This is a genomic window from Salinimicrobium sp. 3283s, assembly GCF_039602225.1.
In the GTDB taxonomy this organism is placed as follows: domain Bacteria; phylum Bacteroidota; class Bacteroidia; order Flavobacteriales; family Flavobacteriaceae; genus Salinimicrobium; species Salinimicrobium profundisediminis.
This window is the reverse complement of record NZ_CP143631.1, coordinates 1,619,208-1,645,111: the sequence shown is the minus strand read 5'-3', so window position 1 is coordinate 1,645,111 and position 25,904 is coordinate 1,619,208. Positions and strand designations below refer to the sequence as shown.

The following is a 25,904-nucleotide window of genomic DNA, read 5'->3' as shown; positions in this document are numbered from 1 at the left end:
CCAGTAAAGGATTTAAATGTAGTAGATATTGTCACTCTTAAAATAAAATTCCTGCAAAAAATGCTATTTTTAAGTGATTTTTGACAGAATCGATCAGCTTCATTGTTTTGAAGTTTCCTTTTTATTGAGTTAAACCCACACTAAAATATCGGCTTATGGAAGAATTCAATATTTTCAATCTACTTATAATCCTCGCCGGAGCATGGGTGGGTGGTGCCGCTGCAAAAAAACTGGGCTATCCTGCCATTTTAGGAGAACTGGTGATAGGTATTATTTTAGGTCCGGCAGTTTTAGGAATGCTCGAAACCTCCGAAATGATAAGCATTCTGGCCGAAGTTGGGATTATCCTGCTCATGGTATACATTGGTATGGAGATCAACTTTAGGGATCTCGGGAAAGCTTCCTGGCCGGGGCTCCTGGCAGCTATTGGAGGCTTTGTTGTGCCCTTTGGCCTGGGCTATTACACCATCATCCTCTTTGACGGAACTCAAATGGCTGCCCTTTTCGTAGCCATTGCTGTAGGTGTGACCTCGCTGGCTACAAAAAGTCGTATCCTGGTAGACCTGAAGCTACTCAACACCCGTATTGCATATGTTTTGATGGCTGGAGCCTTGATCTCAGATACGCTCGCCCTCATCATTTTTGCAGGACTAATGAGTTTTGTAGATGTAGGGAATATTGATACTCTTGGCCTCACATGGGTAGCAGGTAAGGCTATTTTGTTCTTCATATTTACTGCTGTGGGAGGAATCTATCTTCTGCCTCTTTTGGGAAAAACCCTTAGCCGTGCTAAGATTAAAGACCGTACCCTGCATTTTACCCTTATTTTAATCATCGTATTTGGTTTTGCCGAACTTGCCGAACTGGCCGGTCTTCACAGCATTCTTGGAGCGTTTATGGCCGGGCTTTTCATAAGGGACGGAGTTTTTAACAGGCAGATTTCCAAAGAGATCAATGACATCTTTCACGATGTATCTATCGGGTTTTTAGCACCTATATTTTTTGTTTCCGCAGGATTTAACGTTACGCTAGACATTTTTCAAACCGATCTTTGGATGCTTATCGCAGTAACTTTAGTAGCCATGATTGGGAAAATTGGAGGAACTGCTTTGTTCTACCTGCCCAGTGGCTACGGCTGGCGCGAAGGTCTTACTGTAGGAACGGGAATGAACGGTAGGGGCGCAGTAGAAATTATTATTGCAGGTATTGGACTTGAAATGGGTATCATTTCTGCTGAAATCTTCTCCATCCTCGTCTTTATGGCTATTTTCACCACCCTTACAGTTCCGGTCTTCCTTACCTGGACCACAAAATGGCTCAAAAATCGGGGGGAACTTATCCATCAGGAATCCAGGAAAGGCTTTCTTATCCTGGGCGCAAATCCGTTGGGAATACATCTGGCTAAGCACCTCGCAAAAGAAAACGACGTTACTCTTGTAGATTCTAACCGCGACATGGTAGAGCTGGCAAAAAATGAAGGTTTAAATGCCATTTTTGGAAACATTCTGAAAGAAGAGACTATGGAACAGGCACATGCCATAGACAAAGGCACTTTTATTGCGCTCACCGCCAACAGTGAGATCAATCTACTGGCAGCACAACTGGCCAATGATTCCTTCTATATTCCAAAGAAGATCGTGCTCATGGATCCAAAAGAATCTGGTGCGGGCGTAGATCTTCTTGACAGGATAGACGCTTCTTCAATGTTTGCCGCAAAGACAAAACTTGATCCGTGGACATATAAATTGAGCAGCAACAGTGCAGCCGAGCATGAAATTCTTATAGAAGAGGAAATGTCTACCCGGCAATGGATTAAAGAACAAAAAAAGCAGCAAAAAGATTTTCTACCTATACTTATCGTAAATCCTGAAGGGCACAAAAGACCTTTCCACTTCCACGACACCATAAGTCCCGGTGAAAAAATAATATATTTACAGTGAATTTATTCAGGAACCCTAAAATCACCTAAAAATTCATGAAAATATATCCTATTGAAGCCGGTAATTTTAAGCTGGATGGAGGTGCCATGTTTGGTGTGGTACCAAAATCTATCTGGAATAAAACCAATCCGGCAGATTCAAATAACATGATCGATATTGCCGCCACCTGTCTGCTCATTGAAGATGGTGACCGGCTTACACTTATCGATACCGGGATGGGAGATAAGCAAAATGAGAAATTCTTTGGCTACTACTATCTCTGGGGAGATGACAGCATTGATAAATCCCTGAAGAAACACGGGTTTACAAGAGATGATGTCACCGATGTTTTTATGACGCACCTGCACTTTGATCATTGCGGCGGAAGCATACAATGGAATAAAGACCGTAGCGGTTATGAACCGGCATTCAAAAATGCCACTTTCTGGACCAATAAAGAACACTGGCAGTGGGCAACCCAGCCTAACGCCCGGGAGAAAGCTTCTTTTCTGAAGGAGAACATACTTCCCATGGAAGAAAGTGGCCAGTTGAAATTCATTGAAAGACAGGGAGGAGCATATCAGGAAAATTCTGAACTCGATTTTGGAATTCTTTTTGTAGATGGTCATACCGATAAGCAGATGATCCCCCATATTAAGTACCAGGGAAAAACGCTGGTATTTACGGCCGATCTTTTGCCTACCGCGGGTCACATTCCATTGCCTTTTGTTATGGGATATGATACCAGACCTTTACTTACGCTTCCTGAAAAGAAGACATTCCTGGAAACGGCTGCCAAAGAAGATTTTTATCTTTTTCTGGAACACGATGCCCATAACAAGGTGATAAAAGTAAAGCAAACCGAAAAAGGAGTACGATTAGACGAAGTATATACATTTAACGAAATATTTAATTAGAAAATTATGAAGATCCCAATTTACAGGCCTTTTTTGGCAGCCGGAATGGCCGCTATTCTGGCAGCATGTGGCAGCTCGGCTCCCGCAATTGTTTCTACGCCTATTGAAAATATTGATGAAACGCCGCTAAAGGTTTCTGAACTTACAGACGTTGAACTAAAAGGCTGGGGTGGAGCCGATCTTGTTTCAGATACCATTCCGGGTATGAGCGTGCAAAAAGCTTACAGCGAGATCATCAAGAACAACAAAGGCAAAAAAGTCATTGTAGCCGTTATTGACAGTGGTGTTGATATAGAACACGAAGATCTTGACGGGGTGATTTGGACCAATGAAGACGAAAAACCCAACAACAATCGCGATGACGATAACAACGGTTATGTTGACGACATTCACGGGTGGAACTTTCTTGGTGATGCAGTAGAAGAAAATCTTGAATATACCAGGATCTACAAAAAGCTGAAATCTAAGTACAGCAGCATACCTGCAGGTGCTGTAAAGCCCGAAAATCAGGAAGAATTTGAGCTTTATCAGCGTGCAAAAGCCGAGTATGACAAAGAATACAACGAGACGCTTGGCATGAAGAACCAGTACGAAGGTATTGTGCAACAGCTAAAGGTATCTCATGAGGCGGTATCTGCTAAAATCGGCAAAGAAGATTACACTTTGGAAGAGTTGAGAAATATGGAAGCAACTTCCGAAGAAATGCAGCAGTACAAAGGCTTCTTGAGCCAGGTAATGAGCAATGTTAAAGGTACTATCCCAGATGCAATTTCACAACTGCAGGAGGCTATAGACTACTTTGACGGCAGGCTTTCTTCTCACTTCAATCTAGACCTTGATGCCCGTGCCGCGGTAGGTGACGATGTTGATGATATCACAGATACCGACTACGGAAATGCAAATGTAATGGGCCCAACACCAGATAAAGAAGATCTTAAACACGGTACCCACGTGGCAGGTATTATTGCTGCTGAAAGAGACAATAAAATTGGTCTTAACGGGGTTGCCAACAATGTAGAGATCATGGTACTTAGAGCAGTGCCTGATGGAGACGAATATGATAAAGATATTGCTCTTGCCATTCGTTATGCTGTAGATAATGGTGCCAGTATCATCAACACCAGCTTCGGAAAATATTTCTCTACCCACCCACAATGGGTAAGAGATGCTATAAAGTACGCCGATGATAACGATGTACTTATTGTGAACGCCGCCGGAAATGAAGGACTAAACCTTGACGAAAATGCGGTTTATCCAAACGATCAGGATCCTGAAAATCCAAGTGAGATTTCAGATAACTTCCTTACTGTAGGAGCTCTTAATTATGAATATGGATCTGGCCTTATTGCAGGTTTCTCTAACTATGGTAAGACCAATGTTGATGTATTTGCACCAGGAACAAAGATCTGGTCTACTACGCCAAATAACGAGTATGAGTACCTACAGGGAACTTCTATGGCAGCACCTGCAGTAGCCGGCGTTGCAGCTGTGATACGTTCTTTTTATCCAAAATTGACCGATGATCAGGTTAAAAGAGTGATCATGGAAAGTGGCCTTACCAGCAATGCCACTGTAATTATTGGCGGAGACCCGTCAAATACAATGAAATTCAATCAATTATCAACTTCAGGAAAAATGGTTAATCTTTATAACGCCCTAATCCTGGCAGATAAATTATCTAAATAAGCACGAATGAAGAAAGGAATATTGACACTGGCATTTTTATCATGCCTGGCAGTAACTGCCCAGAATAGTACCTCTTACTGGCAACAGGAAGCCAACTACAAGATGGATGTTGACATGAATGTTGACAACTTCCAGTACACCGGGGAGCAGGATCTCGAATATACCAACAACTCTCCCGATACGCTAAAAAGGGTATTTTATCACCTGTTTTATAACGCTTTTCAACCGGGAAGTGAAATGGATATCCGTTCGCGAACCATCGCAGATCCAGATCCTCGCGTAGGAGCCAGAATTGCTAATTTAACTCCTGCACAACAGGGTTACCTGCGAGTAAACACCCTTACCATGAATGGGAAATCTCTTCAGTTTGAAGAGGTGGGAACGGTTTTGGAAGTAGAACTTGCCGAACCAATTTTACCCGGAGAAACCGTAAATTTTTCGCTAAAATTTGCAGGACAGGTACCCGAACAAATCCGTCGTGCAGGAAGAAACAGCAGCGAAGGTGTGGCTCTTTCTATGGTGCAGTGGTTCCCTAAAATGGCCGAATACGACTTTGAAGGATGGCATGCCGATCCTTACATTGGCCGTGAGTGGCATGGGGTATGGGGAGACTATGATGTAAAGATCAATATTGATAAAGACTACATTCTTGGTGCTTCAGGAATCCTTCAAAATGCCAATGAAATTGGGTATGGCTACCATGACGAAGGTGTAAAAGTAAAGAGAAAAAAAGCTGACAAACTCACCTGGCATTTCATTGCCGAAGATGTGCTCGATTTTGCCTGGGCTGCCGATCCTGAATATATTCATGACAAAAGAACGGCTGCCGATGGTACCGTGCTGCACTTCCTTTATAAAAACAAGCCTGAAATTAAGGAGAACTGGAAGAACCTGCAGTCAAAAACCGAAGAACTTCTTTTGTACTTTAATGAGCACATAGGGCCTTACCCGTGGCCACAGTATTCTGTGATCCAGGGAGGAGATGGCGGAATGGAATATGCCATGCTCACCCTTATCACCGGGGAAAGGAATTTTGGAAGCCTTGTAGGCGTGACCGCTCACGAACTTGCCCACGCCTGGTTCCAGCACCTGCTGGCTACCAACGAGAGCAAACACGAATGGATGGATGAAGGCTTTACAAGCTACATTTCTGATCTTGCCATGAACGAAGTAATGGACCAGAATCAAGAAAATCCTTTTGAAGGCTCTTACAGAAGCTATACCCGTTTGGCAACTTCGGGCGCAGAGCAGCCACAAACCACCCATGCCGACAGGTATACGTACAACGCGGCTTACGGTGCAACGGCCTATTCAAAAGGCTCCGTTTTTCTTTCGCAGTTAGGTTATGTTATTGGTGAAGAAAACCTTCAGAAGACCTTAAAAAGGTACTACGAGGAGTGGAAATTTAAACATCCAACACCCAATGACTTCATTAGAGTAGCCGAAAAAGTTTCGGGTGCAGAATTAGATTGGTATTTAACCGACTGGACGCGCACTACAAACGTTATTGACTACGCGATACAGGCGGTAGAAGAGGAAGGCGATCAAACCAGGGTTGTACTCATTAGAAATGGCGAAATGCCAATGCCTGTTGAGTTGCAAGTGACCTATAACGACGGTACTTCCGAAGAGATTTATATTCCGTTGCAAATGATGCGCTGGGAAAAACCCGGTTTTGATGAAAATCAGACACAAGAAGACTGGGCGTGGGCTTATCCTACCTATTCTTTTATGCTGAACAAGCCAAAATCGGATGTTGCTTCTATTGAGATCGATGCCAGCCAAATGATGGCCGATGTGAATAGGAACAACAATGTTTACCCTAAACCACAACAATAAGAGGTTCCAAAAATGGCATTTTTGAGAGGTATTTCAGCAGCTGAATAAAATGCTATTCTGAATAAAAGATGAATTAAAATATCTGATTTTCAGAAATAATTAAAACCTGAAATTTTCAGGTTGATCAAAAAGAGGCTTTAAACGGCCTCTTTTTTATTTTATAAGTTTAGACCATGAGATTCTTTGTTAAATACTTAGTTATAAAGTTTATTGTCCGGGGAAAGAGTCAAGATCGCTTCATTGCAAGAACGAGGAGCCAGGCCTTTACCCAACCAACTAATAAATAACGATATTCTATTTCATAAATAAAGTTCCTATATATTCAGAAACTAAAAACCACCCTTCTATACCTTTAAATAAACTGAATTATTGGTGAATTCGTGGCCTTAGCTCCTGTTTGATATATTTAATCGGACAACATTGATTTATAAATGATAATTTTACCTCATGGATGAAAGCTTCGGAAAGAAGGAAAAATTAAAGAGCAAAGTTCTTATTGATAAACTTTTTGCTGAAGGCCAAACGGTCAAAAAATATCCCTTGCTTTTGGTGTACACCCGGCTTCAAAACCCTTCAGAAAAAGTAAATAAGGTAGGGGTTTCAGTTTCTAAGAGAAACTTTAAACGCGCGGTTGACAGAATCAAAATTAAGCGGCTCATGCGAGAGGTTTTTAGAAAAAATAAGTATCTTGTTACCAGTAATTTAGCCCAAAATTATGCTGTAATGTTGATCTATACCGGGCGCGAAATATGGAGTTATGCCGATTTATCGCGCAACGGCGAAGAACTTCTGAAAAGATTTGTGGCGCAGGAAAAAATGAAGGAACATGAAAAAGACCCTCTCTAAAATAGCATTTTTTGCAGCCCTTCCGGTGCTGTTATTTACAACAGTAAGTTATAAATCAGATTTCTTTGAGATCGCCAAACAGCTCGAGATCTTCACCACGCTGTTCAAAGAACTCAACATGAATTATGTTGATGAGACTAATCCTGCAGAATTGATGGATACCGCCATAAATGCAATGCTTGAAGATCTTGATCCTTATACCCATTACTGGAATGAACAGGAAGTGCAGGCGGCCAGGATAGACAACGCTGGCGAATACACCGGCATAGGTGCCACAGTAGGCATAAAAGCCGATAAAATTGTCATTTTAGAGCCCTATAAAGATTATCCTGCCGATAAAGCCGGTTTAAAAGCCGGAGATGAAATAATAAAGATTGGGAATATTTCTGTTGAAAATTTTAGCGAAGATGCGGGAGAATTGCTCAAAGGTGCGCCAAATTCTCAGGTAGAACTCACTTTTATTCGCCAGGGAGAAACCAAAACTACCACCCTTACCCGTGGAGCTGTTGAGATCAAAGCTGTACCCTTTTACGAACTGCTGGAAGATAAGACCGGGTACATTGTGCTTTCTCAGTTTAACCGCAACGCTTCGGCCGAAACTGTGAACGCCTTAAAAGATTTAAAAGAGCAGGGGGCAGAAAAGATCATTCTTGACCTGCGTGGAAATCCCGGCGGATTACTTTCTGAAGCTATTAATGTGACCAACATTTTTGTACCACAGGGAGAGTTGATCACCAGTACAAAATCGGCAGTTGAAAAGTATAATCAGACGTTTTCAACAAACAAAAAAGCTATAGATCCGGAGATTCCCCTGGCGGTATTGATCAACGGTCGCAGTGCTTCTGCCAGTGAGATTGTTGCAGGTGCTTTGCAGGATTTAGACAGGGCGGTGGTCATTGGAGCCCGCAGCTTTGGTAAAGGCCTTGTACAGCGACCTAAAGACCTCACTTACGGCACTCAACTTAAGGTTACAATCTCAAGATATTACACGCCCAGCGGCCGCTGCATACAGGCGCTCGATTACCGTCACCGCGACGAAGAAGGAAATGCAGTGCGTTATTCGGAAAAAGATTACAACGAATTCAAAACACGAAATGGAAGAAAAGTCTATGACGGCGGCGGTATTTCACCAGATATTAAACTGGAAACTTCGGAATTTAGTGATGTAACCAATGCATTACTGTTCGAAAATGCCATTTTTGACTACGCAACAAACTACTATTACACTCATAACTTGAATTCTCCGGAAGACTTCAGCTTTACAGAAAAAGATTTTTCAGATTTTAAAGCGTATCTAAATACCGTGGGATTTGAATACCAGACGGCTACAGAAGAAGAACTGCAGGATGTTATTGATGCTGCCAAAAAAGAAGGTTATCAACAAGATCTTTCAGCAGCGTTGAAAAGTATAGAAGAGGCAATTTCAACTTCAAAGGAACAGGCTCTAAACAACAAAAAAGCTGAGATCATGAGCCTTATTTCAGAAGAGATCATCAAGCGGTATTTCTACAAAGAAGGGCTTTATGAATACTATGTAAAGAAAAATCCTGAAATCCTGAAGGCAAAGGAAATTCTTCAGAATAAAGCTCAATATCAGAACATCCTGAAGGGTTAATTCTTTATCATGCCTATATGAGGGATGCCATCTTCAAGATATCCTTCCCCGGTTTGATGAAACCCATGACTTTCGTAGAATTTGGTCAGGTAAGTTTGAGCAGATAATTTAATTTTTTTGGTGCTGTATTGTGCTTCAATAGCTTTTATAGAAGCTGTAAGGATTTGGTGAGCATAGTTTTTTCCACGGTGTGTTTCTTTGACCAGCACCCGGCCTATTGCAGCCTCTTCAAAGTAAATACCTGGAGCAAAGAGTCGGGTGTAGGCTACGAGAACCTTCCCGTCAAAGCCCAGCACATGCAGGGCTTTTTGATCTTTTCCATCAATATCCTGGTAAACACAATTTTGTTCTACCACAAAAACTTCAGACCTAAGTTGCAGGATTTGATACAACTCATGAATACCAAGGTCTTCAAAAGTGGCAATTTTTATCTCCATTATTTACAGGCAATCTTTTCTACACGACGGTTGTGACGTCCGCCTTCAAATTGGGTATCAATAAAAACCTGTACCATCTCCACAGCCTGTTCTTTTGAAGTATATCGCGCAGGGATACTAAGTATATTCGCGTTGTTGTGTTCTCTTGCCAGGGCAGCGATCTCTTTGATCCAGCAAAGTGCCGAACGAACCGACTGATGCTTGTTTGCAGTCATATTGGCCCCATTACCGCTTCCACAGATGATGATACCAAAATCAACCGTTTTATTCTCCACATCCCGGGCTACCGGGTGAACAAAATCGGGATAATCTACACTTTCTTCAGAATCGGTCCCGTGATTGATCACTTCAATATTTCTTGATTTCAGGTAATCAACAACAGCGGTTTTATATGTAGTACCGGCGTGGTCATTTCCAATAGATATTTTCATAAGAGGCAGGTTTGATGAGCCACAAAGGTAAAAATTTGAGTTATCAACTTCTATTTTAGCGTTTGTTAATTAAATGTTACAAGCTCTTTAAAACTAAGCCTTTATAAAAGTTCATAATTTGTTTATAAATGGAGACGAAAAAATCAAAACGAAATTTGGATTGTTCAGCTAAAAATCGAATATGAAAGAATTACCGAGACATGGAAATTTTAAACTCACTTTTTTCCGGGAAGTTTTCAGCAGTCAAAATTCACTTCTGAACATCAGATTAAGGGAAAGTTATTAAATGATTAAATTCACATTTCATTATGAACAGTTGTTAAGAAAAAGTAAAATTTCAGTAGTAATCAGGGGCTTAGCTGTAGCTGCTGCTGTTCATAACTTGTTACCTCACTACTGCTGACCACAAATCCAAAAAACTTCAGAAAAAGTTATTGTACATATCAACAGACTATAATACTCCATCATTTTAATTTTTTAAAAAAAGAAGAAAATATAAATACTATAATAACTGTTGACAACTAAACGATCTTTAATGGAGCAGGATCCTGATTAAACCTGTCTATGATCTCCCGGGCGCGATCTACGTCTAGTGGGTGGACTTTGAGGTGAATTCCGCCCAGGGCGGTAGAGTATAAAGGGAAGACGTCAAGCATAGTCTCGTTTTGAAAGAAATGTTCAATACCTTCCTGCTGGAGTAGCAACTTGAGAATTGCGTATTCATGGCGATAGGTAAAGATCGCAAGAGTAATGAAATTGGTCATAGCAAAGTCCTTGCTATTAAGATATTACTTTCTAGTGGAAAGTGGAAGAAATTTTTCTAGGAAAAGAACCTGGAACCGGCGTATTTAATGTGCGGTTTATGGAGGCGACAAAAGTGAGAACACCAATCACAAAAATCAGGATAAAAACTACAGTTATTTTGGTTGATTTATTCATTGAGTGATATGCTGAACATAATTATTCGACATCAACAAAATTAATATAATTTTAAGATATCTGAGTTTTAAATGTTAATTTTTTCTTATCAATAGATTATCTTATTGTGAATGATTCCTTCTTATGAATTGAAATTACTATAAATTCAGGTAGATGTAAATTATAAGGCTTAATTTTATAGCTTAAATTTTGAAATGAGTAAAAAGAAATACAAAAATAATAAGAGTACCAACCTCGAAAGTGCAACCCAAAGAATTCTGGGGATAATGCGAAAGGAATCGGGGAAGGATTTTAACTATAAACAAATAGCAGCAAAACTGGGTGTAGATGATGCTTCCAGCAGGAATAAGATCATTCGATCTTTATCTCAATTGGCTGCCAAGAAAAAAATTGAAGAGGTAGACAGAGGCCGTTATCGCATTAACAGCGATGTTGACCGCTACCGTGGCATACTTGACATGACTGCTAAAGGCAGTGGTTATGTGGTGGTTGAAGAGCTGAATGAAGATGTTTTTATCCCTTCCAATAATATCAATAAAGCTTTTGACGGTGACGAAGTTGAGATCTATGTCTACAAACGTCGCCGCAACAAGAAATCTGAAGGAGAGATCACCGCGATCCTTAACCGGAAGAAAACAAGATTTGTAGGAGTTTTACAGCTGCAGGAGAACTTCGGATTTGTTGCAATACAGGATGGTAAAATGTACACCGATATTTTTGTTCAGAAGAACAAAATTGGTGAAGCAATGAACGGGGATAAGGTAGTGGTTGAAATGGATGAATGGCCCGAAAAAGCCGATTCTCCTTTTGGTCATGTAGTGCAGGTTCTTGGAAAACCGGGAGAGCATCATACCGAAATTCATTCGATACTTGCACAATATGGGCTTCCGCATGAATTTCCGCAAGAAGTGGAAGATTTTGCCCAGGGGATAGATACCAGCATTCAGGAAGACGAGATAAAGAAAAGAAGGGATATGCGTGAAGTTCTTACTTTCACTATTGACCCTAAAGATGCAAAAGATTTTGATGATGCTTTAAGCTTTCAGCAATTAGAGAATGGCAACTACGAGATAGGAATTCACATTGCCGATGTCTCTCACTACGTGCAGCCGGGAACCATACTCGATGAAGAAGCTTTTAACCGGGCAACTTCGGTCTATCTGGTTGACAGGGTAGTACCCATGTTACCCGAAATCCTTTCCAACAATGCCTGTTCCTTGCGACCAAATGAAGAAAAATATACCTTTTCTGCAGTCTTTGAGATGACTGAAAAAGGGGAGGTTAAAGACCAGTGGTTTGGTAGAACGGTAACTTATTCAGATGCGCGATTTGCCTATGAAGAGGCACAGTACATCATAGAAACTACCGGGGGTGATATTCCTGCGGAAATTTCCATTACCGGTGAAAGTTATAGGACCGATGATGCCATAGTTTCGGCCGTTCTTAAAATGAACCAGATTGCTGAAGTGATGCGCAAAAAGAGAATGGGAGATGGCGCAATTTCTTTTGATAAAGTAGAGGTGAAATTTGAACTCGATGACAAAAATGAACCTGTTGGCGTGTTCTTTAAAACTTCTAAAGAAGCCAATAAACTCATTGAGGAATTCATGTTGCTGGCCAATAAAAAAGTGGCTGAATTCATTGGAAAGCAAAAACCTAAAAAGACCTTTGTCTATCGCTGCCACGACGAACCCGATGATGATAAACTTGCTGCCCTACAGTCTCTTGTGAGCAAGTTTGGCCACAAGCTCAACCTTAAAGATCAAAAACAAATATCGCAGTCCCTTAATAATCTGCTGCAAGATGTACAGGGAACCAAAGAGCAAAACCTTGTAGATACCCTTACTATTAGGACCATGAGTAAAGCCTATTACAGTACCGAGAATATTGGGCACTACGGGCTTGCTTTTAGTCATTACTCCCATTTTACTTCGCCAATTAGGAGGTATCCAGATGTTATGGCCCACAGGTTGCTCCAACACTATCTTGACGATGGTAAGTCGGCACCCGAAGAAGAATACGAATCTAAATGCCAACACAGCAGTAACATGGAAGGTCTGGCAACCAGTGCAGAGCGTGATTCCATCAAGTACATGCAAATAAAATTCATGCAAGATCACAATGATGAGGAGTTCCTGGGCGTTATTTCAGGAGTTACCGAGTGGGGGATCTACGTTGAAATCATGTCTAATAAATGTGAGGGCATGGTGAGACTGCGTGATATCAGGGAAGATCATTTTGATTTTGATCAGGAGCAATACGCTATTATTGGCCGAAATACAAAGAAGGTTTACCAGCTGGGTGACGAAGTATATGTTACAGTTAAAAATGCCGATCTTGTAAAAAGGCATTTAGACTTTAATTTAATTGGAACCAAAGATGAAGTTGAAAAGCAAGACTAAAACAGGAATATTACTGCCATTTTTCATGATTTTCTTTAGCATGTCTCTCCTTGCGCAGGATGTAAAGGAGAAGCTGGGGAATTTTGCTGAAGTAAAAACATTCAATGCCGTAGAAGTAGAGATCATTCCTGCTGCCAAAAATGAAATTGTCATTACCGGTCACAGCAAGAATGATGTGAAGTTTGAGATCGTTGAAGACAGGTTGGAAATCCGCCTTTCTTTAGACAATATCTGGTCTAAGAACAATACCAAAATTACGCTTTACACCAAAGATTTAAGCACTGTAGATGCCAATGAAGGTTCCCTGGTAAGGGTTTCGGGAGAAATAAAAGGGCGGGAGCTCACCTTCCGAAGCCAGGAAGCAGCCGATATTCAGGCTGCACAGGTAAACGCTCAAAAAGTCAATGTAAAATCTATTTCCGGAGGAATAGTTACCCTTGATGGCAAGGCAAAAGAACAGGTTGTGGAGGTCAATACCGGGGGGCATTACTACGGAAGGGATCTGCGTACCCAAAACACCGAAGTTAAAGCCGGTACTGCCGGTAGAGCCGAAGTTCATGCATCAGATTATGTGAAGGCTACAGCCAAACTTGGCGGCACTGTAGAGATATTTGGAAACCCTGCTGAAGTAGACAAAAAAACCAGCCTGGGCGGAAAAATTTTATAAGTGAAGTAAAGTTCTATCTTTGTGAAACTAAAAGATTTGAATGTTTCAGGATATATTGGCTGCAATACCTTTAGGCTTTTTTCTTGCTTTTTTACTGGGACCGGTATTTTTCGTACTCCTGGAAACTGCAGCTATTAAAGGCTTTAGAGCGGCAATTTCCTTCGATTTGGGAGTGATTTGTGCCGATATTATCTTTCTGTTAATCGCTTATTTAAGTACCACAAAACTATTGAACCGGATTAAAGATGATCCGGCTCTTTTTATTTTTGGGGGTGGCATTCTAGTCACTTATGGCATAATTCAGTTTGTTCAAAACCGCAGGGTGCTTGAGCACGAAGAAGTCCCCGAAATACAAAAACTCAATAAAAGGGATTACCTGGGACTTGCTGCAAAAGGCTTTCTGCTTAACTTTATTAATATTGGCGTCCTGGGGTTTTGGTTGGGGCTTATCATCATTTTTGGGCCGCAAATGGAAATGGAAACCGATCGAATGGTCGTTTTTTTCAGCTCCATTTTAGGAACCTATTTCATTATTGACATTTTCAAGATACTTGCTGCCAAAAAGCTCAACCGCAAGCTTACGCCCAATCGTATCTACAACGTTAAGAAGGTGATCAGCATTATTCTGGTGATTTTCGGGGTATTTTTAATCGCCCAGGGCCTTGTTCCAGATGAATTAACCCAACTTCAGGATCAAATTGACAGCATCACCCCGGAATCTGGCGCATACATTCAGTACTTCGAGCAGGAGTAGCAATTCCATATCAAAATTTTATTTAAGAGATTAGAAGCCTTCCTAAAATGCCATTTTTGAGAGGTAATATTTCTGAAACTTCAGGCGTTGACAATCAAATTAGAAGGGAATTATAAATATTTCTTCGGAAGTAGATTTATATACATTTTGAATTCCTTCCGAAGTAAAATATGCTATTAACTTTCAGAGGTAGCCGATTTATCTAGTTCTTCCAGCTGAAGATTTTTGGTACTTCCGAAGAAAATTTCAGAAATAGAGAAAATTAGAGGTTCCTTTTTATCGCCGGAGTTTGGTAAGGTGTCAAAAATGGCATTTTTGAAGATGAACTTTTCTCTGGAAAATCACCTGTTCAAAAGATCATTTTTGAGTGGTAATATTTCCGAAACTTCAGGCGTTGGCAATCAAATTTGAAGTGAATTATAAATATTTCTTCGGAAGTAGATTATAAATGCATTTTGAATTCCTTCCGAAGTAAATTATGCCATTTACTTTCAGAAATAGCCTATTTAAATAGTTCTTTCAGCTGAAGATTTTTAATACTTCCGCAGAAAACTTCAGAAATAGAGAAAATTAGAGGTTCCTTTTTATCGCCGGAGTTTGGTAAGGTGTCAAAAATGGCATTTTTGAAGATGAACTTTTCTCTGGAAAATCACCAGTTCAAAAGGTCATTTTTGAGAGGTAATGCCGGGCAAATTGCCACTTTTAGCCTTTAAAGAAGCAGACTAAAGGCAATTTTAATTTTGAGCATAAAAAAAGCCCCTTGAAAGGAGCTTTTTTGGAGGCATCGAGCGGATTCGAACCGCTGTACAAGCTTTTGCAGAGCTCTGCCTAGCCACTCGGCCACGATGCCGTTTTATTTACGGAAGGCAAATGTAATAAAAATTCTTTTTTCAGGCCTATGCTTTTGGCAGGCTTTGAAAATTATTGGCAAATTATCGGCTTTTACTTCTTCTTACCGTTACCATAGCCACATTTCCGCCTATTGGAGGGTTAATTTTTGAAACATCTATCCTCACTTTTTGAACAATGAGCAGCTCGTTGAGCACGCGGTTGATGATCCTTTCGGCTACTGTTTCCAGTAACTTTGAACGAATGGCCATCTCTTCCTTCACGATCTTGTTAAGGTGAACGTAATCTATGGTGTCTTTAAGGGCATCGGTTTTAGCCGAAAGAGAGAGGTCTCCGTTAACTTTAAGATCTACCCTGTAATCACTGCCTATCTGGCCTTCTTCTTCGAGACAGCCGTGATAGGCGAAAACTTTAATATTTCTGAGTTTTATACTTCCCAAAACTGTATTTTTTGCGAAGATAGCAACAATTAAGAAGACAGCGGTACAGCAGCGGAATTGATGTTTATTTTCTGTAATTTTGTTCCCCTTAAAGTTGAACTGTAAACTATGGCTGAAGAAAAAAGATCGCTCAATTTCATTGAGCAAATCATAGAAGAAGATCTAAACAACGATTATAAAAAGGAAGATCTGCAATTCAGGTTTCCGCCCGAACCCAATGGTTATCTTCATATTGGCCACGCTTCGTCTATTTGCCTCAATTTTGGGCTGGGAGAGAAGTACAATGCGCCGGTAAACCTTAGGTTTGATGATACAAACCCCATTAAAGAAGAGCAGGAGTATGTAGACGCCATTAAGCGTGATGTGGAGTGGCTTGGTTTTAAATGGGCAAAAGAATGTTATGCATCCGATTATTTTCAACAGCTTTATGATTGGGCGGTAAGTATGATAAAATCTGGCGATGCCTATGTAGACAGTCAACCTTCTGAAGCTATTGCTGAACAAAAAGGAACCCCTACCCAACCCGGAAAGAACAGCCCCTACCGCGATCGTTCGGTAGAGGAGAACCTGGAGCTTTTTCAGAAGATGAAAGACGGGGAGACCAAAGAGGGCGAGCATGTGCTTAGGGCAAAGATTGATATGGCAGCCAAAAATATGCTGATGCGCGACCCTGTGATGTACCGTACGTTGCACCGCAAACACCACCGCACCGGCAATGACTGGATGATCTACCCAATGTACGACTGGGCTCACGGGCAAAGCGATTTTATAGAATCGGTTTCTCATTCTTTTTGTACACTTGAGTTTTTACCGCACCGTGAACTTTATAACTGGTTCCTTGAAAAGGTGAGTTCTTCAGAAGATTTTAAACCTAAGCAACGCGAATTTGCCCGTCGTAACCTGAGTCATACCATTGTGAGCAAGCGAAAACTGCTGCACCTGGTAGAGAAAGGCATCGTGAAATCATGGGATGACCCAAGAATGCCCACTATTTCAGGTCTTAGAAGAAGAGGTTATACTCCTGGGTCTATCCGCAAGTTTGCAGAGACCATAGGGATTGCAAAAAGGGAGAATATCATTGATGTTTCCCTGCTTGAATTCTGTATAAGGGAAGATCTCAACAAGACTGCCCCTCGTGTTATGGCTGTGCTTGATCCTGTAAAACTGGTTATCACCAACTATCCTGAAGGGGAGGAAGAGTGGCTGGAAGCCGAAAATAATCCTGAAGATGAGACTGCAGGTTCAAGACAAGTTCCATTTTCTAGGGAATTATATATAGAACAGGAAGATTTCAAGGAAGAAGCTAACCGAAAGTTCTTCAGGCTTACACTTGGAAAAGAAGTGAGGCTTAAGAATGCCTATATCATTAAAGGAGAAAGCGTTGTAAAGAATGATGCCGGAGAAATTGTGGAAATTCACTGTACTTACGACCCTCAAAGCCGAAGCGGAAGCGGTACCGAAGAATCTATGCGCAAAGTAAAGGGAACGCTGCACTGGGTATCGGCCAAACATGCGGTTAAAGCTGAAGTGAGGCTTTATGACAGGCTATTTAGCGTGGAATCTCCAGATGCCGATAAAGACAAAGATTTCCTTGATTTTCTCAATCCCGAATCTCTTGAAACCATTACTGCTTATCTTGAACCCAGCTTAAGTGATGTGGAACCCGGAGACAGGTTTCAGTTCCAAAGGTTAGGATATTTTAACGTAGATAAAGAGAGTACCAAAGAGGCACCTGTGTTCAATCGTACGGTAACCTTGAGGGATTCATGGGGTGGCAAAAATGGCAATTAGAAGAGGTATCTCTCCAATTAAGAATATTTTAGCATTGGATTTTGGATATTAACCGGTTATTAACAGCGCTACAGCTCACATTAAAGTATATTTGGTTGTAGTATTAATCTTAATAATCAACAATATCATGGCAAAATCAGGAAGTACATTTTTAGCATTGCTAACCGGGGCAGCAATTGGAGCCGGCCTTGGAATGTTATATGCGCCTGAAAGTGGAGAGGAAACCAGGAGAAAGCTTGGGGAGAATGCAAGAAAAACGCAGGATGATTTAAACAAGCGATATCGTGAGACCTCTTCAAATCTCAGTCAGAAAGCCAAAAAAGCAAAATCAGATTTTGAGCAGAGACTGGATGAAACCCTGTCTTCAGCCAGCTATAAAGCAGATGAGATCCTTAGCAGCCTTGAATCAAAGCTTGATGAACTGAAAAGGCAAAATGCCAAATTTCAGAAAGATCGCAAAGGTGGAGGAGATGATAAAGCTAACATTGAAGAAAGCGTAGCTTCCAAAGGAGATAAGAATACAGGTAATGCTGCAGTCTAGGCTTTATGGCATTTGGAAGAATATCTAACAACCTTCAACAATTAAAAGAGAATGTCAGGGCTCTTGCACACAGCAGTGCAGAGTACTACAAACTTGACCTCTTTAATAAAAGTATGCAGGGAGCTATTGCCGCCATTAAAGGCGCTGCAATAGCTCTTTTTGCGCTCTTTTTTGTCTTATTTCTTTCTATTGCCGTTGCTGTTGCACTTAGTAACTGGATAGATTCTCCCAGCAGTGGGTTCTTTATTGTTGCCGGTATTTACCTTTTACTGATACTTTTCTTTGTTTTCTTCGGAAGTAAAGTGCTTATGAAGGCCATCTTACCGGGAGCTTCAAAAAAGTTCTTCCAGGAGCCTGAAAAGAAGCCTGAGCACAAAGAACATCATGAGTTTACTCCTCAGAAAGACTTCGAAACCGACGAAATCATAATTAAGGACAATGAGAGAGTATAAAAATTTCAAAGAAATAGACCGGGATCTTAAACTTTTGAAGCTCCAAAAGGAGATTGATAAGGAGAAAGTCCTTTTGAGCTATAATCAAACAAAAGAAAGTCTCTCCCCCAAACGTATTTTAAAAGACGCTGCCGATAGTGTGCTAAAGAACCGCTATGTGCTCAAAGGTGCTACCTCGGTGCTGGGCTTTATAGGAGATAAGTTTAAATAACCTACTCCTGAGGCGTATCCTCTTCATCCTGATCTTCAACAGGTGGTTGTGGAGGAAGTTCCCTTTTCTTACGCTCTTCTTTCTCTTTTCGTTTCTTCTCTTTTAGCGCATTTTCTTTTTTCATGGCTTCTCCAATTTGATTGGAAGCAGTGAAGGAGGCAATCATGTTATTAAGCATATCGCTTCCGGCTTGTGGGGAATTTGGCAGGAGGATAAGGTTACTCTGGGTTTCTTCCCCTAAAGACTGGAGCGTGTCGTAATGCTGGGTAACCACAATAAGGGCTGATGCTTCCTGGGAGTTGATACCCACGTTATTTAATACATCTACACTTTCTTCAAGACCGCGGGCAATTTCACGTCGCTGGTCGGCAATTCCCTGTCCCTGTAAGCGCTTACTTTCGGCTTCGGCACGAGCCTTGGCAACAATTTTGATCCTTTCGGCTTCAGCTTCATATTCCGCAGCAACTTTTTCCCTTTCCGAAGCATTGATACGGTTCATAGCGGCTTTTACCTGTATATCGGGATCAATATCTGTTACTAATGTTTTAATGATGTCATAGCCATATTCTTCCATAGCCTCGTTAAGCTCCCGTTTTACAGCAATAGCGATATCGTCCTTGCGCTCAAATACGTCATCTAGCTTCATTTTTGGCACTTCTGCACGCACTACATCAAACACATAAGAGGTGATTTGTTCATGTGAATTTTCAAGTTTGTAAAAGGCATCATAAATTCGGGAAATCATGACCTGGAATTGTACAGAGATCTTAAGCTTTACAAAAACATCATCTTTGGTTTTGGTCTCTACAAGAACATCAAGTTGCTGTACTTTTAGATTGATTCGGCCAGCAATCTGGTCAATTACCGGAACTTTGAAATGGAGTCCGCTGCTGCTTACCCGCTGAAATTTTCCGAAGCGTTCAATGGCAGCAGCAGTCTGTTGTTTAACGGTAAATATTCCCGAAAAAAGAATGATTAATACGAAGACAATAAAGACTGCAGATAAGATGGTGGATATCATGGCTGTAAGATTATTTTAACGAAAGATATAAAAATATTCTCCTACATTAGCCGTTCATTTCTCAAATCATACCTATGGATCTTAAAAAAGTTATTCTTTTAATGGGAATCTTATGTTTTACCCTAAATAGTCAGGCACAGCGAAAGATTTGGGATGGCGAGTACAACAGGTTGGGCCTGCAGGGCGGTGTAAATAATTTTAATATTACGACCGATGAGCTGGGGGTGACTTCAAAGACCAGTTGGACAGCAGGTTTTACAACCCGCGCTTCCTTTTATAACAACTGGCAATTCGTTTATGGAATAAATTTTTATGATTTTAGAGTAGATATTGATGGGCGGGAAAAAATTGAAACAACCTCTCAAGCATCTCCTATAGAATATAATATGATTGGGGTGCAGGGGAATTTCTTTGCAAGTTACAAGTTGATTGACCACTATTTAAGTATTGAAGCCGGGCCGGTAGTGCAGGTAAATGGCAAAATGGAGGCCAGGCAGGACAAGGAACTATATTATGTAGGTGATTATGATATCACTGCCACCGACATTGAAGATGTATCTACTTTCAATTTTAACCTGGCAGTAGGATTAAGTGGGGGATGGGAATCTCTTAAGTTGTGGGCGCAATATCAATACGGTATCAACAACTTCCTGAAAGGTCTTAACGATGAGAACCTGCAGGAGACAGATGCTTCGGTTCCTTCTTTTAAAGGAAGTATGAGCATAATTGCAGGAGGCATCACTTTCTATCTCTAGATAAAAAATATAACTCATTAAAAAAGCCATTTTTGAGACCTCTCAAAAATGGCTTTTTTGTTAGATAATTTTGAAAGCTAGAACTGTTGCCTTGCTTTTTGTAAGCGGGCAACTGTTTCTTCTTTTCCAATGGCAGCTGCGATATCAAAAACATCTGGTCCCTGCATGGCGCCTACCAGAGAGATCCTGAAGGGCTGCATGACCTTTCCAAAACCAATTCCTTCGGAAGTGATCCAGGATTTTACCCGGTCCTGCACATTTTCAGCAGAAAAATCTTCAGTATTTTCCAATATTTCTATGACCTGCTGAAGGATTTGTGGCGTATCTTCTTTCCAGGCCTTTTTTACCGCCTTCTCGTCATAGTTCTCAGGAGCAGTGAAGAAGTAGCTGCCCTGGTTCCAAAAATCGCTTAAAAAGGTGGTTCTTTCCTTTAAAAGTGATACAATGTGCTGTGCATATTTGGGAGTTGTGGAGATATCTTTTGTTTTCAGAAGATCTACAAGATCGGCTGCAATTTGTTCATTTCCGGTTTCCTGCATATAGTGATGTTGAAACCACCTGGTTTTTTCGGGATCAAACTTAGAGCCACCTTTAGAAACATGCTCCAGGCTAAAGGCGTGGGTCAATTCTTCGAGGCTGTAGATCTCTTTTTCTGTTCCGCCACCGGCATTCCAGCCTAAAAGGGCCAGCATATTGACAACAGCTTCCGGATAATACCCTTCTTCGCGGTATCCGCTCGAGATATCACCCGATTTTGGATCTTTCCATTCCAGCGGAAATACCGGAAATCCTAATTTGTCTCCGTCTCGCTTGCTCAATTTCCCTTTACCCTGTGGCTTTAAAATAAGGGGCAGGTGTGCAAATTTAGGAGCCGCCCAGCCAAATGCGCGGTAGAGTAGCTCGTGCAGGGCAAGAGAAGGCAGCCATTCTTCTCCCCTTATTACGTGCGTGATCTTCATTAAATGATCATCAACAATATTGGCGAGGTGATAGGTTGGCATCCCGTCGCTCTTAAAAAGAACCTTATCGTCAAGGATCTTGGTTTCAATAGTCATTTCTCCCCGAATCTCATCCTTTAGCTGTAAGGTTTCATTCTCGGGAGATTTAAAGCGAATCACGTAAGGTTCCCCGGCTTCAATTTTTTGTTTTACTTCAGCTTCAGGCAGGGCTAGAGAATTCTTCAGTTTTTCCCTGTTATGCCAGTTGTAGATAAAAGTTTTTCCCTGGGCTTCGTGATCTTCCCTGTGTTTATCGAGTTCTTCCGCAGTATCAAAAGCGTAATATGCATTTCCCGAAGCTAAAAGCTTTTCAGCATATTCGCGGTAGAGGTGTTTTCGGTCACTTTGGCGGTAGGGTCCGGCATCTTTTTCTTTTCCGGGGCCTTCATCAAAGGGAATGTTGCACCAGTTGAGCGATTCTATAATATAATCTTCGGCGCCTTCAACATACCTGGCCTGGTCTGTATCTTCAATACGAAGAATGAAATCTCCGCCGTGTTTTTTAGCAAACAGGTAGTTGAAAAGTGCAGTTCTTACTCCTCCTATGTGTAGCGGCCCCGTGGGGCTTGGTGCAAAACGCACTCTTACTTTTTCTGTAGACATAAAGCTTATTTTATTGCACAAAGATAAAGGATTCTTTAGGTTCTCGAAATGGCACTGTAAATGTGAGAGTTTGTTTTAATTATTGAATTAATTGTAATTTTAGAAGATTCAAAAAAGGGGAGGAGCATGGACAATTTTGAGATCTTAAGACAAAAGCTGGAGGCCTTTATAAGGAAGTTCTATCTCAACGAACTTTTAAAGGGTTTCATCTTTTTTGTTGCCATTGGCCTGCTCTATTTTTTGGCCACCCTTTTTATAGAACACCTGTTTTGGTTAAATCCAACAGGCCGCAGTGTGTTGTTCTGGAGTTTTATTGGTGTAGAACTCTTTCTCTTCGGAAGGTTTATCGTTTATCCGTTACTAAAGCTCTTCAGAATTTCTCGCGGAATTGGTTATACTGAAGCTTCGCGCATAATTGGGAAGTATTTTCCTGAAGTGAATGACAAGCTGCTCAACCTTCTTCAGCTTAGTAAAAATGACCAGAAGAGTGATCTTCTTATGGCATCAATAGATCAAAAGGCGCGGCAGTTAAAGCCGGTTCCTTTCTCTATGGCGATCAATTTTATGAAGAACCTGCCGTATTTAAAATACACAGCAATTCCGTTTATCATTATTCTTTTGGTTGTGCTTTCGGGGAGAACTGAAGTTTTCTCGGGGAGTTACGAAAGGGTGGTACATTACAAAACTGCCTACCAGCCTCCGGCACCATTTTCTTTTCAGCTTCACAATGAACAATTACAAATTCGGGAGAATGAGCCTCTCACTATTAGGGTGAGTACAAGTGGCAGGATGGTGCCGCAAGATGTTTCTGTGAACTATGAGGGTGAAAACTATTTTATGAAACGCGTTTCTCCCGGCACTTTTGAATACACTTTTGAGCCGGCGCAGGAATCCTTCAGTTTCAACTTGTCGGCAAATGAAGTTAGGTCGGCCAACTATAGAGTCGGAGTTGTAGAGGTGCCAAAAATGCGGAATTTGAAGATGATTCTTAAATATCCTCCACATACAGGGCTGGGGGAGGAGATTGTTGAAGGAACCGGAAATGCCACCGTTCCTGAAGGTACTTTGGTGAATTGGGAGGTGGAGACTTCGGCTACCAGGGTGGTAGAAATGGCATTTAAGGATAGTCTTTACAGGTTTAAAAAGAAGGGACAGGTTTTTCAGTTGCAAAAGCAAATACGAAATTCTGTTGACTATAATATAAGTACTTCGAATGCGCAGGTTCAGAATTTTGAGATACTTGCTTACGAGATTGAAAGTGTAAAGGATGAATATCCGCAACTTCAGCTGGAAAATCAAATTGATTCTCTAAATCCCGATCTGCAATATTTCTTCGGAAAGTTCTCTGATGATTATGGTATTTCCGAAGTGAATATGGTTATTCAGGAAACAGAGGTGCCAAAAATGGCAAAAAAGCTGCGGCTTCCTCACGGTAAGGGAAATGTGGGAGTGTTTGTTAGTGTATTTCCTGATACTCTGGATCTTGAAGAGGGTAAATCTTATCAATTTTACTTCGAAGTACTTGATAATGATGTACTTAATGGCTATAAAAGCACAAAAAGCCGACTTTTTAGCTATCGAAAGAAAACTGACAGTGAAGAAAAGCAGGAAAGACTTCAGGAACAACGAAAGGCTATAGAGGGAATAGATGGTTCGCTTGAGAAGATGAAGCTTTCAGATAAGGAATTAAATGAGTTGTCAAGGCTTGAAAAAGAAAAGCAGGAGCTTAATTACAATGACCGGCAAAAGCTCGAGAATTTCCTGGAAAGGCAAAAACAGCAGAACCGGTTAATGGAAAATTTTACTGAAAAACTTAAAAGAAATCTTCAGGAGGAAGTTGCTCCGCAAAATAAGAACCTTAAAGAGGAACTTGAGGAACGGCTATCAAACAGGAAAGAGGAGCTTGAAAAGAATGAGGAATTGCTGGAGGAACTGGAGAAGTATTCAGAAAAGATTCAGAAGGAAGGTTTACAGGAGAAACTGGAGGAGCTGTCAAAAAATTCCCGGAACCAGGAACGCAGCCTTGAACAGTTGCTTGAACTAACCAAGAAGTATTACGTTCAGGAAAAGTCAGCACGTATCGCCGAAAAATTAAATGAACTGGCCACAGAGCAGGAGGAGTTGTCGCAAAAGGAGAACGGGAATAATATGGCTGCCCAGGATTCGCTTTCTAAAGAAACACAAGAACTGTTCGAGGAAATGTTGCAGTTACAAAAGGAGAACCAGGATTTGAAAAAGCCGCTGGAATTACCCGAGAATAAGGAGGAGCAGGAGGATGTAAAAGAGACCCAGAAAAAGGCGGAAGAGGCACTTGAAAAACAGGATAGGGGAGCGGCAAAAAAGGAACAGAAAAAGGCTGCAGAGCAACTGCGACAAATGAGCCAAAAGATGCAGCAACAAATGCAGCAGGGACAGATGCAGCAAATGCAGGAAGATGTTGCCATGCTAAGGCAGATCCTTGATAATCTTGTCACTTTTTCTTTTGGCCAGGAAGACCTTATGGAAGATTTCAAAAAAGCGGGCATGGACAATGCTTCTTTTCCCCGCAGGATTCGGCGGCAGGATTTGCTTAGAGAGAACTTTAGTCATGTAGATGACAGCTTGTATGCCCTGGCTTTGCGCAATGAAATGATTAGCGAACCCATTACCAAAAAGCTTATTGATGTAGATTACAGTCTTGATCAAACCCTGGACAGGCTGGCCCAAAATGATATAAGAAGGGGATTGAGCAGTCAGCAGTACGTGGTTACCGGAGCTAACGATCTGGCCTATTTATTAAGCGATATTTTGGGAAATATGGAAGATATGCTACAGTCTTCCCCTTCAAATGGAGAAGGACAGGGAGAGCAGCTTCAGGATATTATTCAGAAGCAGAAACAACTCAATGGCGAAATGAAGGAGCAACTTGAGAAGGGGAAAGAGAAGAAAACCGGGAAGCAAGTGGAAGGTGGTGAAGAAGAAAGTGGAGAATTGTTCAGGATCTTTAAGGAGCAGCAAATGCTTAGAAAAGCACTGGAAGAACAGTTGAGAAAAGAAGGAAATAAGGGAGCCGGAAACTCAGTAAAGAAAGATATGGAGCAAATTGAGAAGCAGCTTTTGGAAAAAGGTTTTAGTGAAGATATTTTACAAAGAATGCAGCAATTGGAACATAAATTGCTCGAATTGGAACGTGCAAAACTTCAGCAGAATAAGAAACCCGAAAGGGAATCTACTACTGGTAAGGATGAGCTTATTATTAAGACTAAGGCGCTATGGGAACGGGCCAAAGAATATTTTAATGCGACTGAAATTTTAAACCGACAAAGCTTACCTTTGCGCCCCGTTTATAAACTGAAAGTAAAAGAATATTTTGAACGACGAGATAATTAATTTTTATTCTGAAAACACCTTCGAACTGAAGGAGGCTTCAAACCACGAAAATTGGATTAAAAGAGTGATTGCATCTGAAGGGAAGAAGACTGGAGAGATCAGTTTTATTTTTTGTGATGATGACTACCTGCTTGACATAAACCAGCAGTATCTAGATCACGATACTTTCACCGACATTATTAGTTTTGATACTTCGGTTGGGAACATTCTCAATGGCGATATTTTTATAAGCACTCAAAGGGTAGAGGAGAATGCAGCAGAATATAAGGTTGCTTTCAGCGAGGAGCTTCAAAGAGTAATTATTCACGGTATACTGCACCTGTGCGGGTACAAGGATAAATCTCAAGATGAAGCGCAGATAATGCGACGAAAAGAAGAGGAAAAAATGCAAATGTTCCACGTGGAACAATAGAGAAGAATTT

At 41.1% G+C, this 25,904-nt stretch carries 22 protein-coding genes and 1 tRNA gene; 16 read left to right on the top strand and 7 right to left on the bottom strand.

What is annotated here, in order from left to right:
• Positions 1 to 155 precede the first annotated feature (155 nt).
• The 6 genes from VS868_RS07170 to VS868_RS07145 all read left to right on the top strand — a co-directional run bounded on the left by VS868_RS07170 (position 156) and on the right by VS868_RS07145 (position 8,822).
• Positions 156 to 1,940 carry a cation:proton antiporter gene (locus tag VS868_RS07170; RefSeq protein WP_345599695.1) on the top strand — a complete coding sequence of 595 codons (1,785 nt, stop codon included), beginning with the start codon at positions 156 to 158 and terminating at the stop codon, positions 1,938 to 1,940.
• Between the two features lie 35 nt (positions 1,941 to 1,975).
• Positions 1,976 to 2,836 carry an MBL fold metallo-hydrolase gene (locus tag VS868_RS07165; protein ID WP_345599694.1) on the top strand — a complete coding sequence of 287 codons (861 nt, stop codon included), beginning with the start codon at positions 1,976 to 1,978 and terminating at the stop codon, positions 2,834 to 2,836.
• Positions 2,837 to 2,842: 6 nt separating this feature from the next.
• A complete protein-coding gene (locus VS868_RS07160) occupies positions 2,843 to 4,522 on the top strand; it encodes a S8 family serine peptidase (RefSeq protein ID WP_266070162.1) in 1,680 nt (559 codons plus the stop codon).
• 6 nt (positions 4,523 to 4,528) lie between these two features.
• Positions 4,529 to 6,361 (top strand): M1 family metallopeptidase, encoded by a 1,833-nt coding sequence (locus VS868_RS07155; protein ID WP_345599693.1) that lies wholly within the window; start codon positions 4,529 to 4,531, stop codon positions 6,359 to 6,361.
• A 447-nt stretch (positions 6,362 to 6,808) separates the two neighbouring features.
• On the top strand, positions 6,809 to 7,207 hold the full coding sequence (gene rnpA, locus VS868_RS07150; protein ID WP_345599692.1) for a ribonuclease P protein component: 399 nt from the start codon (positions 6,809 to 6,811) through the stop codon (positions 7,205 to 7,207).
• The gene (locus VS868_RS07145) at positions 7,188 to 8,822 is read left to right on the top strand and encodes a S41 family peptidase (RefSeq protein ID WP_345599691.1); all 1,635 of its coding nucleotides are present in this window, start codon (positions 7,188 to 7,190) and stop codon (positions 8,820 to 8,822) included. The genes rnpA and VS868_RS07145 overlap by 20 nt, the downstream gene beginning before the upstream one ends.
• On the opposite strand, the gene VS868_RS07140 is transcribed toward VS868_RS07145, so the two are convergent.
• The 3 genes from VS868_RS07140 to VS868_RS07130 all read right to left on the bottom strand — a co-directional run bounded on the left by VS868_RS07140 (position 8,819) and on the right by VS868_RS07130 (position 10,454).
• On the bottom strand, positions 8,819 to 9,259 hold the full coding sequence (locus VS868_RS07140; RefSeq protein ID WP_345599690.1) for a GNAT family N-acetyltransferase: 441 nt from the start codon (positions 9,257 to 9,259) through the stop codon (positions 8,819 to 8,821). The genes VS868_RS07145 and VS868_RS07140 overlap by 4 nt on opposite strands.
• Complete coding sequence (gene rpiB, locus VS868_RS07135) at positions 9,259 to 9,690, bottom strand: ribose 5-phosphate isomerase B (protein ID WP_345599689.1); 432 nt, start codon at positions 9,688 to 9,690, stop codon at positions 9,259 to 9,261. Before rpiB ends, VS868_RS07140 begins: the two co-directional genes overlap by 1 nt.
• A gap of 521 nt (positions 9,691 to 10,211) precedes the next feature.
• On the bottom strand, positions 10,212 to 10,454 hold the full coding sequence (locus VS868_RS07130; RefSeq protein WP_345599688.1) for a DUF2007 domain-containing protein: 243 nt from the start codon (positions 10,452 to 10,454) through the stop codon (positions 10,212 to 10,214).
• 369 nt (positions 10,455 to 10,823) lie between these two features.
• Here VS868_RS07130 and rnr point away from each other — a divergent pair, with 369 nt between their 5' ends.
• From rnr to VS868_RS07115, 3 genes are read left to right on the top strand one after another with little or no spacing between them, the layout of a single operon-like run.
• Entirely contained in the window at positions 10,824 to 13,031 is a 2,208-nt protein-coding gene (rnr, locus tag VS868_RS07125; RefSeq protein ID WP_345599686.1) for a ribonuclease R, read from the top strand.
• The gene (locus tag VS868_RS07120) at positions 13,009 to 13,698 is read left to right on the top strand and encodes a head GIN domain-containing protein (RefSeq protein ID WP_266070169.1); all 690 of its coding nucleotides are present in this window, start codon (positions 13,009 to 13,011) and stop codon (positions 13,696 to 13,698) included. The genes rnr and VS868_RS07120 overlap by 23 nt, the downstream gene beginning before the upstream one ends.
• A gap of 40 nt (positions 13,699 to 13,738) precedes the next feature.
• The gene (locus VS868_RS07115; RefSeq protein ID WP_266070170.1) at positions 13,739 to 14,452 is read left to right on the top strand and encodes a LysE family transporter; all 714 of its coding nucleotides are present in this window, start codon (positions 13,739 to 13,741) and stop codon (positions 14,450 to 14,452) included.
• Positions 14,453 to 15,228: 776 nt separating this feature from the next.
• On the opposite strand, the gene VS868_RS07110 is transcribed toward VS868_RS07115, so the two are convergent.
• Positions 15,229 to 15,302: transfer RNA gene (locus VS868_RS07110), tRNA-Cys, on the bottom strand.
• Positions 15,303 to 15,384: 82 nt separating this feature from the next.
• Entirely contained in the window at positions 15,385 to 15,741 is a 357-nt protein-coding gene (folB, locus tag VS868_RS07105; protein ID WP_266070171.1) for a dihydroneopterin aldolase, read from the bottom strand.
• Positions 15,742 to 15,849: 108 nt separating this feature from the next.
• Between folB and VS868_RS07100 the strand changes: the two genes are divergently transcribed.
• From VS868_RS07100 to VS868_RS07085, 4 genes are all read left to right on the top strand, one after another.
• Positions 15,850 to 17,532, top strand: a complete 1,683-nt coding sequence (locus tag VS868_RS07100; protein ID WP_345599685.1) for a glutamine--tRNA ligase/YqeY domain fusion protein — start codon at positions 15,850 to 15,852, stop codon at positions 17,530 to 17,532.
• 127 nt (positions 17,533 to 17,659) lie between these two features.
• Positions 17,660 to 18,073, top strand: coding sequence for a YtxH domain-containing protein (locus VS868_RS07095; RefSeq protein ID WP_266070173.1), 414 nt, complete (start codon positions 17,660 to 17,662; stop codon positions 18,071 to 18,073).
• A gap of 5 nt (positions 18,074 to 18,078) precedes the next feature.
• Positions 18,079 to 18,525 carry a phage holin family protein gene (locus tag VS868_RS07090; protein WP_345599683.1) on the top strand — a complete coding sequence of 149 codons (447 nt, stop codon included), beginning with the start codon at positions 18,079 to 18,081 and terminating at the stop codon, positions 18,523 to 18,525.
• Positions 18,512 to 18,736 carry a DUF6327 family protein gene (locus VS868_RS07085; protein WP_266070175.1) on the top strand — a complete coding sequence of 75 codons (225 nt, stop codon included), beginning with the start codon at positions 18,512 to 18,514 and terminating at the stop codon, positions 18,734 to 18,736. Before VS868_RS07090 ends, VS868_RS07085 begins: the two co-directional genes overlap by 14 nt.
• Before the next feature lies 1 nt (position 18,737).
• Here the strand turns inward: VS868_RS07085 and VS868_RS07080 are convergent, their stop codons facing one another.
• Entirely contained in the window at positions 18,738 to 19,757 is a 1,020-nt protein-coding gene (locus VS868_RS07080) for an SPFH domain-containing protein (RefSeq protein WP_345599682.1), read from the bottom strand.
• Positions 19,758 to 19,831: 74 nt separating this feature from the next.
• Here VS868_RS07080 and VS868_RS07075 point away from each other — a divergent pair, with 74 nt between their 5' ends.
• The gene (locus VS868_RS07075) at positions 19,832 to 20,512 is read left to right on the top strand and encodes an outer membrane beta-barrel protein (protein WP_345599681.1); all 681 of its coding nucleotides are present in this window, start codon (positions 19,832 to 19,834) and stop codon (positions 20,510 to 20,512) included.
• 77 nt (positions 20,513 to 20,589) lie between these two features.
• On the opposite strand, the gene gltX is transcribed toward VS868_RS07075, so the two are convergent.
• Positions 20,590 to 22,113 carry a glutamate--tRNA ligase gene (gene gltX / locus VS868_RS07070; protein WP_345599680.1) on the bottom strand — a complete coding sequence of 508 codons (1,524 nt, stop codon included), beginning with the start codon at positions 22,111 to 22,113 and terminating at the stop codon, positions 20,590 to 20,592.
• 126 nt (positions 22,114 to 22,239) lie between these two features.
• Between gltX and VS868_RS07065 the strand changes: the two genes are divergently transcribed.
• Positions 22,240 to 25,482 (top strand): hypothetical protein, encoded by a 3,243-nt coding sequence (locus VS868_RS07065; protein ID WP_345599679.1) that lies wholly within the window; start codon positions 22,240 to 22,242, stop codon positions 25,480 to 25,482.
• On the top strand, positions 25,463 to 25,894 hold the full coding sequence (gene ybeY / locus VS868_RS07060) for an rRNA maturation RNase YbeY (protein WP_345599677.1): 432 nt from the start codon (positions 25,463 to 25,465) through the stop codon (positions 25,892 to 25,894). Before VS868_RS07065 ends, ybeY begins: the two co-directional genes overlap by 20 nt.
• Positions 25,895 to 25,904 lie beyond the last annotated feature (10 nt).